The organism is Acidobacteriota bacterium (genome assembly GCA_016713675.1).
In the GTDB taxonomy this organism is placed as follows: domain Bacteria; phylum Acidobacteriota; class Blastocatellia; order Pyrinomonadales; family Pyrinomonadaceae; genus OLB17.
Genome location: JADJOS010000001.1, coordinates 1,955,901 through 1,971,223 on the forward strand (window position 1 = coordinate 1,955,901; position 15,323 = coordinate 1,971,223).

General features: G+C 51.0%; 10 protein-coding genes and 2 pseudogenes. All 12 read left to right on the forward strand.

Translation table 11 applies throughout. From position 1 onward, the window contains the following. Positions 1-417: 417 nt before the first annotated feature. The 12 genes and pseudogenes from IPK01_09050 to IPK01_09105 all read left to right on the forward strand — a co-directional run bounded on the left by IPK01_09050 (position 418) and on the right by IPK01_09105 (position 15,310). Entirely contained in the window at positions 418-2,052 is a 1,635-nt protein-coding gene (locus tag IPK01_09050; GenBank protein ID MBK7933632.1) for an amidohydrolase, read from the forward strand. A gap of 15 nt (positions 2,053-2,067) precedes the next feature. Beyond that, complete coding sequence (gene hydA, locus IPK01_09055; protein MBK7933633.1) at positions 2,068-3,447, forward strand: dihydropyrimidinase; 1,380 nt, start codon at positions 2,068-2,070, stop codon at positions 3,445-3,447. A 205-nt stretch (positions 3,448-3,652) separates the two neighbouring features. Then, positions 3,653-6,326 (forward strand): annotated as a pseudogene (locus IPK01_09060) (pyruvate, phosphate dikinase). 46 nt (positions 6,327-6,372) lie between these two features. Then, positions 6,373-6,885, forward strand: coding sequence for a GTP cyclohydrolase (locus IPK01_09065; GenBank protein MBK7933634.1), 513 nt, complete (start codon positions 6,373-6,375; stop codon positions 6,883-6,885). Next, on the forward strand, positions 6,882-7,655 hold the full coding sequence (locus tag IPK01_09070) for a GNAT family N-acetyltransferase (protein ID MBK7933635.1): 774 nt from the start codon (positions 6,882-6,884) through the stop codon (positions 7,653-7,655). The genes IPK01_09065 and IPK01_09070 overlap by 4 nt, the downstream gene beginning before the upstream one ends. A gap of 790 nt (positions 7,656-8,445) precedes the next feature. Continuing rightward, complete coding sequence (locus IPK01_09075) at positions 8,446-8,736, forward strand: helix-turn-helix transcriptional regulator (GenBank protein MBK7933636.1); 291 nt, start codon at positions 8,446-8,448, stop codon at positions 8,734-8,736. Between the two features lie 11 nt (positions 8,737-8,747). Further along, positions 8,748-9,704: an RNA-directed DNA polymerase gene (locus tag IPK01_09080; GenBank protein ID MBK7933637.1), complete on the forward strand. Its 957-nt coding sequence runs from the start codon at positions 8,748-8,750 to the stop codon at positions 9,702-9,704. A 656-nt stretch (positions 9,705-10,360) separates the two neighbouring features. Then, positions 10,361-11,050, forward strand: coding sequence for a hypothetical protein (locus IPK01_09085; protein ID MBK7933638.1), 690 nt, complete (start codon positions 10,361-10,363; stop codon positions 11,048-11,050). 204 nt (positions 11,051-11,254) lie between these two features. After that, positions 11,255-12,754, forward strand: a pseudogene (locus IPK01_09090) (NCS1 family nucleobase:cation symporter-1). Continuing rightward, positions 12,735-14,138 carry a CoA-acylating methylmalonate-semialdehyde dehydrogenase gene (locus IPK01_09095; GenBank protein ID MBK7933639.1) on the forward strand — a complete coding sequence of 468 codons (1,404 nt, stop codon included), beginning with the start codon at positions 12,735-12,737 and terminating at the stop codon, positions 14,136-14,138. The pseudogene IPK01_09090 and the gene IPK01_09095 overlap by 20 nt, the downstream one beginning before the upstream one ends. Before the next feature lie 99 nt (positions 14,139-14,237). Beyond that, the gene (locus IPK01_09100; protein MBK7933640.1) at positions 14,238-14,510 is read left to right on the forward strand and encodes a hypothetical protein; all 273 of its coding nucleotides are present in this window, start codon (positions 14,238-14,240) and stop codon (positions 14,508-14,510) included. Beyond that, complete coding sequence (locus IPK01_09105) at positions 14,507-15,310, forward strand: hypothetical protein (GenBank protein ID MBK7933641.1); 804 nt, start codon at positions 14,507-14,509, stop codon at positions 15,308-15,310. Before IPK01_09100 ends, IPK01_09105 begins: the two co-directional genes overlap by 4 nt. Positions 15,311-15,323 lie beyond the last annotated feature (13 nt).

The window sequence follows — 15,323 nt, forward strand, 5'->3', positions numbered from 1 at the left end:
TTAAATGACGTAAAGAGCGAGTTAAGCGATATCGATCGGAAGTTTTGTGACAAGAAAAGCGTGCTAAGCGACAAATAACCCGTTCCGCTCGGTGTGAAAGTTTTAGTGGGTGGGGTTCAATACGTTTCTAGTTGCATTTATTTCGATGAAAGTTGTACTGCGAACCATTTTGATGCTGACGGTAGCCTACTTGCTTTGGCGCTTAGCGGTATGGTACTTAGGCGGCATTTATTTGGTTTCGCTTCTATTCTTTTTAATAGCCGTTTCAATCGTATTTGTTGCGGTACTTTCAAAAGCCTATAAGAATTGGCCGAGTTGAGCTATGAAAACACTAATCAAAAACGGGCGGGTTGTTACTGCGGTGGACGACCATCGGGCGGGCCTCTACTATTTATTACGGCCATTCGATGAAATAATATGAAGAAGATCTTTCTAACTCTCTCGATTGTACTTCTGACAGGCCTTTTTGCGTTCGCACAGGGCGGTTCGCCCGAACTGATCTTGTTTAACGGGAAAATATTTACTGCCGAATCTAATCAATCGACCGTCGAAGCCCTTGCGATTCGCGGCGAAAGGATCCTGGCCGTCGGATCAGATGAGGAGATCAAACGACTTGCCGGTAACAAAACTCGTTTGATCGATCTGCAGGGCAAAACTGTCATTCCCGGTATCAACCATGCTCATTTTCATTTCACGCCTTTTCCTGAGGGCATTCAATTAACATTTGACAGTATGGAGCCAACTTGGGCGGAAACTGTCGAAGCCATTAAAAAAGCGGTCAAAACTGCACCGAAGGGAAAATGGATCTTCGGTACTATCGGTTACAACGCTCTGTCCGAAAAAACGGCCGACCGTTTTGCTCTTGACCAAATTTCGCCTGACAATCCGATCTCACTAGGTGCTTTTTACGGACACGGTAATATCGTCAATTCAAAAGCTATGCCGCTTTTGAAAATTACCGATGACGCCCCCGACGTGCTGGGCGGATATTTTGAACGGGTTTCAAATTCGCAGAAGATTAACGGCAGATCTTGGGAATATGCTCAGTGGAGGCCATCAAGGGTCTTGGCCGATCAGGCTTCGGATGAAATTGCCATCGCAGAATTAAAAAAGATGTCGGACGAAGCTGTTCGATTTGGCGTTACTTCGATGCAAGTTATGTCAACTTTGAGTATTGACCGGTTTGCGAAACTATTGGTCAAGGCTAATCTGCCAATTCGGGTACGTGCCATTCCGTTTGCCCTCACTTTTGAAAGCAGGCGCGATCTGTCTGAATTTCAGATGTTGTCAAAACTCAATTTTCCAAAGTCAAAAGTTAAGGCAAGCGGCATCAAATGGATCTTGGACGGCACTCCTTTCGAACGCGGTTCAGCGACACGTCGGCCCTACGCGGATATGCCGAGTTCCGAAGGTAAAATGAACTTTCCGGAAGCAGAGATCTCTAAAATGCTAAAGGAATCGCTGAATTTCAATCAACAGATCCTCTTTCATTGTTCCGGAGATCAATGCGTCGCGTCCGTTTTTGATGCAATGGAAAAGATCAAAATTGATTGGAAGCAAAAGCGAGTCCGAATCGAACACGGGGACGGAGTTATTGGCGATCTGATCGAACGCGGCAGAAAGCTGGGCGTGATCGTTGTGCAAAATCCCACTCATTTGTCGTTTGTCGAAATGCTCTACAGCCGATATTCGCCCAAGATGGATTTCATGCAGTCTCACTCGCTCATTGATGGCGGAATGCATTTCGCACTTGGTTCAGATGGCCCGATGAACCCATATCTGAACATTATGTTTTCCTCGATCCATCCTTCAAGGCCAACCGAAGCAATAACACGCGAGCAAGCCGTGGTTGCATATACAAAGGTTGCGGCGTTTGCCGAGTTTGCCGAGAAAGACAAAGGGAGTTTGATTAGAGGGAAACTGGCGGATCTATCTGTACTTTCGCAAGACGTCTTTACAGCTCCCGTGCCTGAACTGCCGAAAACGCACAGTATACTTACGATCATCGGCGGGAAGATATCTTACGATGAGAAACTATTAAGAACGCAATAGGATCAAAATACTTCTATGAAAACACTGATCAAAAAGGGACGTGTCGTTACTGCGGTCGACGACTATAGAGCTGACATCTTCATTGACGGCGAGACGGTGACGACTATCGGCAAGCGGCTGGATATGGAGGCGGATGTTGTGCTGGACGCGTCGGGAAGGCTGGTGATCCCGGGCGGGATCGATCCGCATACGCATATGGAGCTGCCGTTTGGCGGGACGCATTCGTCGGATGATTTCTTTACGGGCACGCGGGCGGCGGCGTTTGGGGGGACGACGACGATCATTGATTTTGCGGTGCAGACGAAGGGCGAATCGATGACCGCGGGCGTCGATGCGTGGCACAAAAAGGCCGAGGGCAAGACGGCGATCGACTACGGGTTTCATCTCATCACGACCGACTTTGAGGACGGCGATGAGAAAGAGATGTACAAGCTGATGGACGAGGGCATCACGTCGTTCAAGCTGTTCATGGCGTATCCAGGCGTGTTTTTGGCGGACGACGCGACGATCTTTCGTGCGATGTCGGCTGCCGGAAAACGCGGCGGCCTGATCTGCATGCACGCCGAGAACGGCATCGTCATCAACGAGATCATCAAACGCTTTCTCGCCGAAGGACGAACGGCTCCGAAGTATCATGCCTTGACGCGACCGACCATCGCCGAGGCCGAGGGTGTCCATCGTGCGATCGCAATTGCTGAGATGGCGGAGTCGCCGGTATACATCGTTCACCTTTCGTGTACTGATGCTTTGAATCAGGTGAGGCAGGCGAGAGATCGCGGCATTCCGGCTTTTGCCGAGACTTGTCCGCAATATCTTTTCCACTCGATCGACGATTACGGCGACGGCTGGGAAGGTGCGAAATACGTAATGACGCCGCCTTTGCGTGAGAAACATAATTGTGCCGAGCTTTGGAAAGGCCTCAAGATGGACGACCTGCAAGTTATCTCCACCGACCATTGTCCTTTCTGTATGAAAGAGCAAAAGGAACTGGGCAAGGACGATTTCTCAAAGATCCCGAACGGTGCTCCCGGCGTCGAGAACCGCATGAATCTAATCTACAATGGCGGCGTGGTCGAGCAGCGTATCTCTTTGAATAGATTTGTCGAACTGACATCGACCGCGGCGGCAAAAATGTTCGGTTTATTCCCAAAGAAGGGCACAATTGCAGTTGGCTCCGACGCAGACATCGTCATCTTTAATCCAGATACAGAACACACATTCGGCGTCGAGCAGGAACACATGAATGTCGATTACTCGTCCTACGAAGGCTGGAAGGTGAAAGGGAAAGTCGAGACCGTCCTCTCACGCGGCCGCGTAGTTATCCAAAACGGAGAACATGCCGGCAAACAAGGCGACGGGCAATTCCTCAAACGCGGAGAGTGTGTCAAGGTCTAGTCGCCAAAACAAAATTCAAATACTAAATAAGCTGACACCCAAATTTCGCTTTCGGGGCCGCGGCTTTGTGACCTGCGTCCTAAATATTGACGGCGTGTGGTCTTAATCTCGACAAAGGAGGGTGATCTTTACCTATGGCAACGACGGGAAAAATAGAAAATACGTATACTTCTTCGGCGGCGGCGAGGCCGACGGGAATGAATCAATGAAGGATCTCTTAGGCGGCAAGGGGGCGAATTTAGCTGAAATGGCGGGCCATCCGAAACTAAAGCTGCCGGTGCCGCCGGGCTTTACGGTTACTACAGAAGTTTGTACTTACCTGACCGCTCACAAAAAGACCTATCCCTGGACACTGAAAGCCGAGGTCGAGGCATCAATGCTCCGCATGGAAAGGCTTACCGGTAAAAAATTCGGCGACGACATGAACCCGATGCTGGTGTCGATCCGTTCGGGAGCCCGGCGTTCGATGCCGGGAATGATGGAAACGGTGCTGAATGTGGGGCTCAATGAAAAGACCATTAAGGGCCTGATCGAGCAAAGCGGTGACGAGCGGTTTGCTTATGATGCGTATCGGCGTTTGATCATGATGTACGCCGATGTCGTTATGGAGAAAGGGGCAGGAATCGAACCGAAAGGCGGCAAAGGCATCCGTAAACAACTTGATGAAAAGCTGGAAAAGATAAAGGTTCGGCAGGGATACAAGAGCGACACCGAACTTTCCGCCGCTGAGTTGAAGGCTCTCGTCGCAGATTTCAAGAAAACCGTAAAAAAGGTCTTGGGCACAGATTTTCCTGAAGACCCTTGGAGTCAGATGTGGGGCGCCGTCGGTGCAGTATTCAACAGTTGGAATGGAAAGCGTGCGGTCGAATACCGTGCGATCGAGAATATTCCCGATGAATGGGGAACTGCCGTAAACGTGCAGGCGATGGTTTTCGGCAATTTAGGATCGGATAGCTGCACCGGCGTTGCTTTCACGAGAAATCCAGGGAATGGCGAGAACCGGTTCTACGGCGAGTATTTGGTAAATGCACAAGGCGAAGATGTCGTCGCGGGCACCCGAACACCAGCACCGGTCAACGAATATTCAAAGAACGCACAAAGCAAACACTTTAAGACACTCGAGAAATTGATGCCGGAACTTTACCGGGAGCTATTCGAATACCAAAAGCGGCTCGAAGTGCATTACAAGGATATGCAGGATATTGAGTTCACCATCGAGAAAGGGAAGCTCTATATGCTGCAGTGCCGTATCGGCAAACGAAATGGCATAGCAGCCGTCCGGATGGCGACCGAAATGTACGCTGAAAAGCTGATCGATATCAATACCGCGATCATGCGTGTCGGCCCGAATCAACTTGTCGAATTGCTTCTGCCTATGCTCGATCCGAAGGCCGAACTTATCACGAAGCCGATCGCCAAGGGGCTGCCGGCCGGGCCTGGCGGGGCACGCGGCCGCGTGGTCTTTTCTTCGCATGATGCGGTCGAATGGGCTAAGAAGGGCGAACAGGTGATCTTAGTTCGGGAGGAAACGTCGCCCGAGGACGTTGACGGAATGCACAAGGCGGAGGCGATCCTTACGTCGAAAGGCGGCATGACATCACATGCTGCTCTGGTGGCACGAGGCTGGGGCAAGTGCTGTATCGTCGGTTGCGGTGAAATTGAGATCAACCACGATGCGCGAACCTTCAAGGCAGCGGATGGAACGGTCATTAGGGAGGGCGATTGGCTTAGCCTGAATGGTACCAAGGGGCTCGTTTACATCGGAAGTCTGCCTCTCGTCGATATCGATCTTGATAAGAACCAGTCGTATAAAGATCTGATGAAGCTCGTCGACAAGGTCAAGACAATGGGTGTTAGGGCAAATGCCGAAACTCCGGAGGACGCATCGCAGGCTCTAAAATTTGGAGCTGAGGGGAATCGGACTTTTCAGGACCGAGCATATGTTCTATGGCGAAGGCGGTGAACGGCCATTGTTCCTCTTGCGAAAGATGATCGTCAGCAAATCGGAAACCGAACGCCGTAATGCGCTGAATGAGCTATACAAATTTGTAAAGAAAGATGTAAAAGACACTCTCAAGGTGATGAACGGCCGTCCGGTGACCATCCGCCTGCTCGATCCGCCGCTGCATGAATTTGTACCCCACGATAAGGACAAACTGATGGAACTGAGCAAGGTGCTCGACATCAGTATGAGTGTGTTGAAACGAAGGGTGATCGCTCTAGCGGAAAACAACCCTATGCTCGGTCATCGTGGAGTGCGTCTTGGGATCAGCTATCCGGAAATTACGGAGATGCAAGTTCGAGCGATCCTAGAGGCCACGGCAGAATTGGTCAAAGCCGGAAAGAAGGCCTTGCCCGAGATAATGATCCCGGTCACATGTACGTTCAACGAGCTAAAGCATCAGAAAAAGATCGTCGATCAGGTATATCGCGAGGTCTGTGAAAAGCAGAAGCTCAAAAAGATACCTTTCCTCTACGGAACAATGATCGAGACGCCGAGGGCTGCGATCAGGGCTGGGCTAATGGCCGAGGTGGCTGATTTTTTCAGCTACGGAACCAATGATCTGACGCAGATGAGCTTCGGATTTAGCCGCGATGATATTGGCGGGTTTTTGCCGAAATATCTGGATCTCGGAATATTGCCCTACGATCCATTTCAAACTATCGATACCGACGGTATCGGTGAATTGATCCGTATGGGCATCGATCGGGGCCGAGCAGTCAAGCCAAAGCTGAAGGTCGGCATTTGTGGTGAGCACGGCGGTGACGCAGACAGCGTGAAATTCTGTCACAAACTGGGGATGGATTATGTAAGCTGTTCACCGTTTCGCGTGCCGATCGCACGGCTGGCGGCGGCTCAGGCCGCTATCGGATATTGATTTGATCTATTAATATTGATGTGGAAAAAAGCGACTCTTGAAACGAATGAACATTAGACTTGCTGAACGTGAACTCCACACCAAATTTGGAGTGTTTACGGAGATACTCTTTTATGACGGTCAGGCCGAGTCGATCGCTCTGTTGACGGGAGACGTTAGTGATGGCGAAAACATACTATGCCGGGTCCATTCTTCGTGTATCGCGGGTCACGTATTCAACAGTGTTGAGTGCGAATGTGCAAACGAGATGGCTGCCGCTCAATCAGCGATCCAGAAGGCAGGACGCGGCGTTATCATTTACCTCGATCAGGAAGGGAAAGGCAACGGGCACTTGGCGCTGATGAAGAGTATCCAACATAAGAAAGCCGGCCATTCGCAGGGCGAGGCCTACGAGCTGGCTGGCTACGAGGCAGATGCGCGGAGTTTTCGGCCGGCTGCCGAAATACTTTCAGATCTTGGTATTAGATCTGTGGTATTGATCACGAACAATCCGGAAAAGGCCGAGGATCTTCGGAGATTCTCGATCACTGTTTCCGAAACTAAGGAGATGACGATCTGAAATACATCGACCGCATTTTTTCACAGAAGCTCGAGCGGACCGAGGCCCGTGCGAATGCCGATTTTGTTGACACGCGGGCACGCTTGACGCCGGAGAGCGGTGCGGCGTGGATCGAGGTTGGCGGGGCGTATGCGATGTTTGACGGGGCTGAATCGCCGCTGACGCAGACGTTTGGGCTTGGGATATTTGAGGACGCGACGGCCGAACATCTCGACGAGATCGAGGCGTTCTTTCGCGAACGCGAAGCTCCGGTCTTTCATGAGGTCAGTCCGATGACCGATCCGTCGTTGATGACGCTGCTCGGCGAGCGTGGATATCGCCCCGTAGAGCTGACGAGCGTAATGTATCGCGAACTCTCGTCCGACGTTGCCAGACGCGAACGCCGCCCCGAACTCAAAACGCGTGTCATCACGCCAGACGAGGTCGAGCTTTGGGCGCGGACCTCGGCCGACGCCTGGCGGACCGAGCACGAAGCCCTGGGCGAATTTATGTTCAATTTCGGATCGGTCAGCGCGCAGTGCAGCGGGGCGTCTCCCTACATCGCCGAGCTCGAAGGCCGGGCGATCGCGACCGGGATGCTCTTTATCTACGACGATATCTGCATGCTCGCCGGTGCCAGCACCTTGCCCGACGAACGCAATCAGGGCGCCCAGACCGCTCTTCTCGAAGACCGCCTCGACTTCGCCGCATCCAACGGCTGCAAACTAGCCATCATGGGCACCGCCCCCGGCAGCCAGTCCCAACGCAACGCCCAAAAAAACGGCTTCTAAATCGCCTACAGCCGAACAAAATGGCAGTTAATTGAATAGTTCTTTTCAGAACTACGGGATTTTGGGGACTCTTTATCTTAATTCGCCTTGTTAATCCTGTCACGTGAGTTGACAAACATGCTCCGTTCCCTCATTCTAGACATGGGTCACCGTTACGGTGATTTCAAAGTTGATCTTTCTCATTTTCTTCTATAGTTGCAAGCAGCTTTCCAAGGGTCGGCGAGTTTCTATTCGACGACCTTACCGAACTATACGTTCGGAGCTAATGACGCGCGAAAGCGTGTCGCGGCACTTGCCGAATTTTCGCGGAGCGCATGCCTTATCGTAACTAACAAGGTGTAGCACGGGCTAAACTGGTAACAGTTCGGGTTTCTTACTAGTTTCAGTAGGCATCGAACCCGTTGGCCGACGTTAGGAAGGTAAGAATTTTGAAACGCTCTGTAAATGAATCGCCCGATTCAAATCGTCCTGTGCGGAAAGCGTTGCTTGGAAACGCGGCGACATTTCGCCGTATAGGAGGAAATTTAATGACGAAGAGTCAACAGATAAGAGCAGTTGTCAGCATCATCGACAAGTTGCTTAGATACGATTACGAATCCGGACAGAAGGCACTTCTGTTCTCAGCCAGGAAAAGGTTGATAGGATTGTCGAGGAAACGAACGATCGATAGTGCAGAACTTCGAAGGTCGGTCGAAGAAATTTCCAACATGATTTTTGATGCGTTTTACTTGGATGAAGACGAAGTTGATTCTTTGAGTTCGAGGGCGATTCAATTTACTTTTATTTCTCGATGGATTTCGGAAAAGCACTTAGAGTGGCACGGGCAATTTCGGGAATGCAACAAGCCGAAGTTGCCGAGAAGTCGGGACTTGACGCCAGTTACGTATCACTTATTGAATCTGGTAAGAGACGTCCGGGCCCAGAGGCAATAGCGTCTTTAAGTTCTGCATTGGAAATGCCTGTGTCACTCTTTAAGATGCTCGCGACCGAACGAGGAGACGTGAAGGGTGAGAAAGCCGAAGATTTACGTAGTCTAGCTAGTGCTCTCGCCGAACTTCTATTGAAGCCAAAAGTCTCTTAATGCCTTGAGCAGTGAGCATTCCACAATTATCAATCGTCAGTGTAAATGACCTTGCCCAGCGACTTCGTATTGATCCGAAGAAGTTGAGACACATTGCAGCGCATGCTGGGGATTACTACAAGCCGTTTAAGCAAAGGAAGAAGCCGAAACCATTTGCAAAAAAATCAAAGCCTGCCAAAGTTCGAGAAATCGATAACCCGTCAGAGTTATTGAAAACTATTCAAAGGCGAATTTGCGATAACTTGCTTTGCGGGGTGCCCTGGCCCGAGCACGTTTTCGGCGGTATCAAAGAAAGGAATACGGTAAAGAACGCCAAACTTCACCTAGGGAACGAAAAGCTCGTTACAATCGACATCCGAAGCTATTTTCCTAGTATTTCTAATAAGGTCATTTACGACATTTGGTTTCGATTTCTCGGATGTGGCTCGGAAGTCTCCGCTATGTTGACCCAGCTCACGACGTTCCGGCGTCGTTTGCCGCAGGGAGCGCCAACAAGTACAGCTTTAGCCAATCTCGTTCTAATTTCCATCGACGGCGAACTCGTCGAATTTTGTCGGCAAAATTCAATAACTTACACAACCTGGGTTGACGATTTAGCGTTTTCGGGTGAAAACGCGGAATTGGCTCTTGAGAAGGCGATTTCGTCTCTGCGACGAGCAGGACTCCGTGTTGCCAGAAACAAAGTTAAGGTAATGCGTGGCAGTAAGCCGCAAATACTGATGAATCAAACTTTAAACAACTCGATGGGCGTAAATAAGATCTATCGCTCGAATGTCCGATCGGCCATTAACAAACTGGTAACGCACCCGCCGCTTAACCTGAAGGAACAGTTTGCTTCGATAAATTCGAAAATTCGGTATGTCGACACAATTAACAAGAACCAAGCCCGGGCGTTGACGAAGAATTTGAATTCGACGCTCAATCGAATTAAGAACAGCAGCCTAAGTCCATATACTAAGGCGATCTAATTGAAATGTGGAAACTGGTGTCCGGCCCGCGAATCTGTTGCTGGATTCTTTTCGCCGACGGCGACAGGACGCTAAAGGTTATCGCTGGACCGAGCGGTCTGGGGGAAGGTGATCTATTTCGGGGAGAGTAGGATCTGTTCCGGACGGATACTGGTTTATGGCGGAGAGAAGAAAATTTGTTTCGGGGAGAGAATGATCTGGTCGGGAAAGAGGTTTTTCCGGGGCGGGCTTTTTTGTTTTTGGGGGAGATCGGTTTCTGAAAAGGGCGGGGAATTTTTGGCGGAGAGAGATCGAAAGTGGGTTGGGAAGAGATAGAATTTTTTGGGGGAAAGATCGAAAAGTTTTTTGGGGAATTTTGTTTCGATCTATAGGAGTTAGTTACTTTTAGGTTAGGGATTTTCTTTTAGGAATCGGGGATTTTTGTGGGAGCGGGAGAAGATATTTTTTGGTGATCTCGCGAAAGGCAGTAAATACGGGCATTTGGGGCGTTTTTGGTGCGAAAATAAAATGTTGACATTTGGAATTTAAAATTATTATTCTGTTTTTGGAAGCGTCGCACCTCCCGCATCCGCAGCGATGTCCGGCTTCCAAAACTCTGGCCAACCCCGGCCGTTTTTCCCAAGCCACGTATCCAAAATACGTAAGGAGGATCAGCTATGGCTAGATCATTTTGGTGGCCTTCGACGTTGGCCGACCAGGTACTATTGTTAGAAAACGTTATCGCGAAGATCGGCGGATATGCCGCGACGCTCGGCTGGACAGCCGGCCAGGTCACCGACGCTATCACGCTCTGCAACATGATCATCAACGCGATCAACACGGCGAATCAGTGCCGCTCGACGGCACAGGCCGTCACCAACTGGCGCGACATCGTGCTGTACGGCGAACCAAGGGGAATTGTCGCCCCGACCGCTCCCGTATTCCCGGTCATCGACGGCTCGGCGTTCACCCGCGGCACGGTCGATCAGTTTTTCGATCTGCGTGATCAGATAGTCGCAAACAACGGCTACACGCTCGCGATGGGCGAAGACCTCGGCCTCGTCGGCGCCGAACAGCAGGGATTGATCCCGTCCGAGACCGCTCCTGAGCTCAGGACCGTTTCGGCCAGCACGAACATGGTCACCATCAACGGCAGCATGCAGGGCCTGCCGGTCATGCGTGTCGAATACGCCGCCAAGGGCCAGACGTACGGTACGGTCGCCATCGTGACCAATCTGCCCGCGACGTTCGAAGTGCCGATGGCCGATCCCGATAACCCCGAGGTCGGTACCATCCGCTCGATATTCGTCAGGAAAAACGCCGATTTCGGCAACTATTCGCCAAACTACGACGTGACGCTGGCGTAGGCGAACCACCCCGCCCGCAAAGCCGGGCACCCCTCCTTTCCCAAGGAGGGGAGCTTTAGCTGAAATTTAGCCACGAATTGCACGAAAAGACACGAATGGGAGAAGATCCCGTTCGTGTTTTTTTGTGCTAAAATCGGTTAGTTTTTTGTAACACTAAGATAATTGAATTCTAAGATTTGAGCAGAAGCGGCAGGTGCGAGGCTTATGATCGAAACCATTCAACACGATGACGGACGCGTTGAGCTGAATGACGAGGCTCTGCGGGAGATCGAGGGGTCGGCGCTGTTTAACGAGGATCTCGCTCCGGTGCCGGTTAAAGAGCGTAATTGGACGACGTACAACTACGCCGCTCTCTGGATCTCGATGGCCCATTGCATTCCGACGTATATGATGGCCTCGGGGCTGATCTCGGCTGGGATGAACTGGTGGCAGGCTCTGTTTACGATCCTGCTCGGCAATGTCATCGTGCTTGCGCCGATCTTGCTCAATTCGCATCCCGGAACGAAATACGGCATTCCGTTTCCCGTATTTGCCCGGGCGGCGTATGGAACGATGGGCTCGAATCTTCCGGCACTGATGCGCGCGATCGTGGCGTGCGGTTGGTTTGGGATCCAGGCGTGGATCGGCGGACAGGCGTTGCAGACCTTTTTCGCGGCGTTTATTCCGGGCTGGGCGACACTGCTCGGACCGGCGATCGGCGGCCACACGCCGACCGAGTGGCTATCCTTCCTGATCTTTTGGGCGATGAATATCGCCATTATATATAAGGGGATGAATCTGCTCAGGATCGTGGAGAATTGGGCGGCTCCTTATGTGATGGTGATGACCGGCCTGCTGTTGGCGTGGATCTTGTACCAGGCGGGCGGCGTTGGATTCCTGCTGAACGAGCCCGGCAAATTCCACTCGCTCGGTGAGTTTTGGCCCGTATTTGTCCCGTCGCTGACTGCTATGATCGGTTTTTGGGCGACTCTGAGCCTGAACATGCCGGACTTTACTCGATTCGGCAAGAGCCAGCGGGAACAGGCAGTCGGGCAAGTGGTTGCATTGCCGTCCACTATGGTTGTGTTTGCCGCAATGGGCGTGCTTATCACTTCAGCGGCATTGATCGTTTTCCCCCAATATGAACCCTGCCGATGCCTGGGATCCGGTCAAGCTTGTCGGCCAATTCACTCAGCCCGCGGTGGTCGCGATATCGATGTTCACAGTCGTCGTTGCGACGCTGTCAGTGAATATTGCCGCGAACGTCGTTTCTCCTGCCAATGACTTTGCCAATGCTTTCCCCAAGCTGATATCGTTCCGTACAGGCGGCCTTATTACCGGAATTATCGGTATCTTGATGATGCCATGGAAACTGCTTGCCGACCCGTCAGGATACATTTTTGGCTGGCTGGTTGGTTATTCGGGAGGACTTGGTTCTATTGCCGGCGTCTTGATAGCGGACTATTGGCTGGTCCGACGCAGAGAATTGAACCTTGGCGATCTATACCGAAACGGGGGAATTTACGGCGGTTGGAATTGGCGTGCCGTGTTTGCGACGCTTTTGGGTTGCTTTTTGCGTGGATAGGGTTGATAATTCCAAGTCTCAGAGTGCTATATGATTATGGATGGTTTGTAGGGTTTGGCGTTGGATTTGTAGTGCACTGGGCATTAATGGCGGTCGTTCCGCCGAGAGAAACCGGTAATAATGAAGTATCAGAGAGTTAAGAATTTTTACAACGGCGAGTTTGTTGACAGCAGTTCGTCCGAAGATCTGGATGTTATATCGCCGCTTGACGGCAATTTGCTGTCGACTGTTCCGATGTCGACCGTCGATGAATTAAATGCAGCGGTCGCTTCGGCGAAACATGCTTTTGAATCATGGAGCAAACTTCCGATCAAGGAACGCGTTCAGGTGTTTTTTCAATACCGAAATTTACTTGAAAGGAACTCTGACGAGCTGACAGCTCTTATTTCTGAGGAGAACGGCAAAACTTGGGACGAGGCAAAGGCTGAGGTGGATAAGAGCATCGAGCTGACCGAATTTGCGTGCTCGATGCCGCAGCTTGTTTCAAACGAAGTTTTGGAAGTGAGCCGCGGCGTGGAATGCAGGATCGAACATTTTCCGGTCGGTGTTGTCGCCTCGATCGCTCCGTTCAATTTTCCGCTGATGGTGCCTAATTGGACGATGCCGAATGCACTCGTTCTCGGCAACACGATGATCATGAAGCCGTCGGAACTTGTGCCGCTTTCTGTCCTTAGAATGGCTCAGCTATTGAAGGATGCCGGATTACCTGACGGGGTTTTCAATGTGATCAATGGCGGGAAAGAGATCGTCGAAGGGATCTGCGCTCACGAGGATATCGAGGCCGTCAGTTTTGTCGGATCGACAAAAGTCGCGAAGCTTGTTTACCAGCAAAGTACCAACGCTCTGAAACGATGTATTGCACTTGGCGGAGCGAAAAATCACTTATTTGTTCTGCCTGATGCCAATCCGTCGATGACGGCTTCGAATGTGACCGCGTCAATGTCGGGATGTGCCGGTCAACGCTGCATGGCCGCATCGGCGATGCTTGCGGTAGGGAATGTTGATTCGATCATCGACCAGATCTGTGTCGAGGCACGCAAGATCGTGCCCGGCCAGAATCTTGGAGCTGTCATATCACAGGCTGCGAAAGAGCGTATTGAAGGTTATATTTCTGAAGCCGAACGCGATGGAGCAAAGATCCTCGTCGATGGCCGCAATGCCGTTGTGAGCGGAAAAGAAGGCGGTACCTATGTTGGCCCAACTGTTATTGACTTTGTGACTCCGGAAATGTCCGTCGCGAACGAGGAGATCTTTGGACCGGTGATCTCCATTATGCGTACTGAAACGTTGGATGAGGCGATCAAGATCGAGAATGCGAACCCGTATGGCAATGCCGCAGCAGTATTTACCCAGAGCGGCGGACTTGCTAGGTACGTCATGGAGCACGCTAGTGCCGGTATGATCGGAGTCAATATCGGTGTGCCGGTTCCACGCGAGCCATTTTCATTTGGCGGCTGGAATGATTCGCGATTTGGCGCAAACGATATTACGGGCAAAGCTCGATCGAATTTTGGACAAGACTGAAAAAAGACGACGACCAAATGGAACCCCGAGGCGGGTGTCAATTGGATGAGCTAGTTGAAGTCACGATATTGAAAGTAAGAAGTTCAACGGAGAAAAGAATTGACCAAGCTGAAACTGATAATAATCGCTGGATTCTGTGCGGTTGCTCTGGCCATTGTGGTGCCGGTGGGAAAGACACAAACCAAAGTTGAGACAGCTGGCCAGAAATTCAAGAGCATCAAGGTATTGAACGATATGCCGGCCGACCAAATGGGCAAGGTAATGAATATGATCTCGGCCAGCCTGGGCGTGGACTGTAAGTTCTGTCACGCATCGAACGACGGCGACTATGAAAAAGAGGGCTTTGAGCACAAGGATACGGGCGCAAGATGATGAAGATGGTCTTCGATCTGAACAAAACTCAGTTCGACGGCCGTCCGGAGATCAATTGCAATTCATGCCATAACGGCAGATCGCACCCGCAGCCGTCATTTCCGCTTTCAGCTGCAAAAACAACCGATGCAAGGCCGAAACAACCTGAAGTCAAACCCACGGCCGACGAGATCTTAGCGAAATATGAAATAGCTCTCGGTGGTAAAGATAGGATAGCTAAGATCACATCGCGAGAGATCAAAGCAAGTCGAGCCGAACCGGACGGCAAGACCGTAGAACCGGAGGAGATATTTCAAAAAGGGAACAGGTTCCGTTCCGATACCATTTACGGTAAATATGTGGTGAGCGAGATCTTCGACGGAGTGGATTATTTGAAGTTCGGCGGAGAAGTCAAAATTGACCTGAAGGCCGACGAATTGGAGCAGGGCAAACGTGAAGCCCAGTTGTTTGGGAATCCGAGTATCAAAACGATATATGCTACGCTCGAATTTCGATTTCTAGATAGGATAGACGGTCGCGATGTACATATGATCTTGGCAACGACTGCCGATAAAAAACGCGAGCGCCTTTATTTCGATGCGGTCTCGGGACTGCTCGTGCGTCGAGTGGCGTCGAGCCCGACCGTTTTTGGCAACCATGTTTTTCAAGTAGATTATCAGGACTATAAGGATTTCGGCGGTGTTAAGCTGCCAACGACCATCAAGTATGCGATGCCGCAGATCCAGTGGACCCGGAAGATAACAGACGTAAAAATCAACCCGGCTATCAATGCTTCCAAATTTGCGATACCTGCGAAATAAACCTAGTGAGGAT

What these genes read in the sequence shown, in the direction of transcription:
- IPK01_09050 (MBK7933632.1), top strand. Translation starts at nt 418, where the DNA reads ATGAAGAAGATCTTTCTAACTCTCTCGATTGTACTTCTGACAGGCCTT.
- hydA (MBK7933633.1), top strand. Translation starts at nt 2,068, where the DNA reads ATGAAAACACTGATCAAAAAGGGACGTGTCGTTACTGCGGTCGACGAC.
- IPK01_09065 (MBK7933634.1), top strand. Translation starts at nt 6,373, where the DNA reads ATGAACATTAGACTTGCTGAACGTGAACTCCACACCAAATTTGGAGTG.
- IPK01_09075 (MBK7933636.1), top strand. Translation starts at nt 8,446, where the DNA reads ATGGATTTCGGAAAAGCACTTAGAGTGGCACGGGCAATTTCGGGAATG.
- IPK01_09085 (MBK7933638.1), top strand. Translation starts at nt 10,361, where the DNA reads ATGGCTAGATCATTTTGGTGGCCTTCGACGTTGGCCGACCAGGTACTA.
- IPK01_09095 (MBK7933639.1), top strand. Translation starts at nt 12,735, where the DNA reads ATGAAGTATCAGAGAGTTAAGAATTTTTACAACGGCGAGTTTGTTGAC.
- IPK01_09105 (MBK7933641.1), top strand. Translation starts at nt 14,507, where the DNA reads ATGATGAAGATGGTCTTCGATCTGAACAAAACTCAGTTCGACGGCCGT.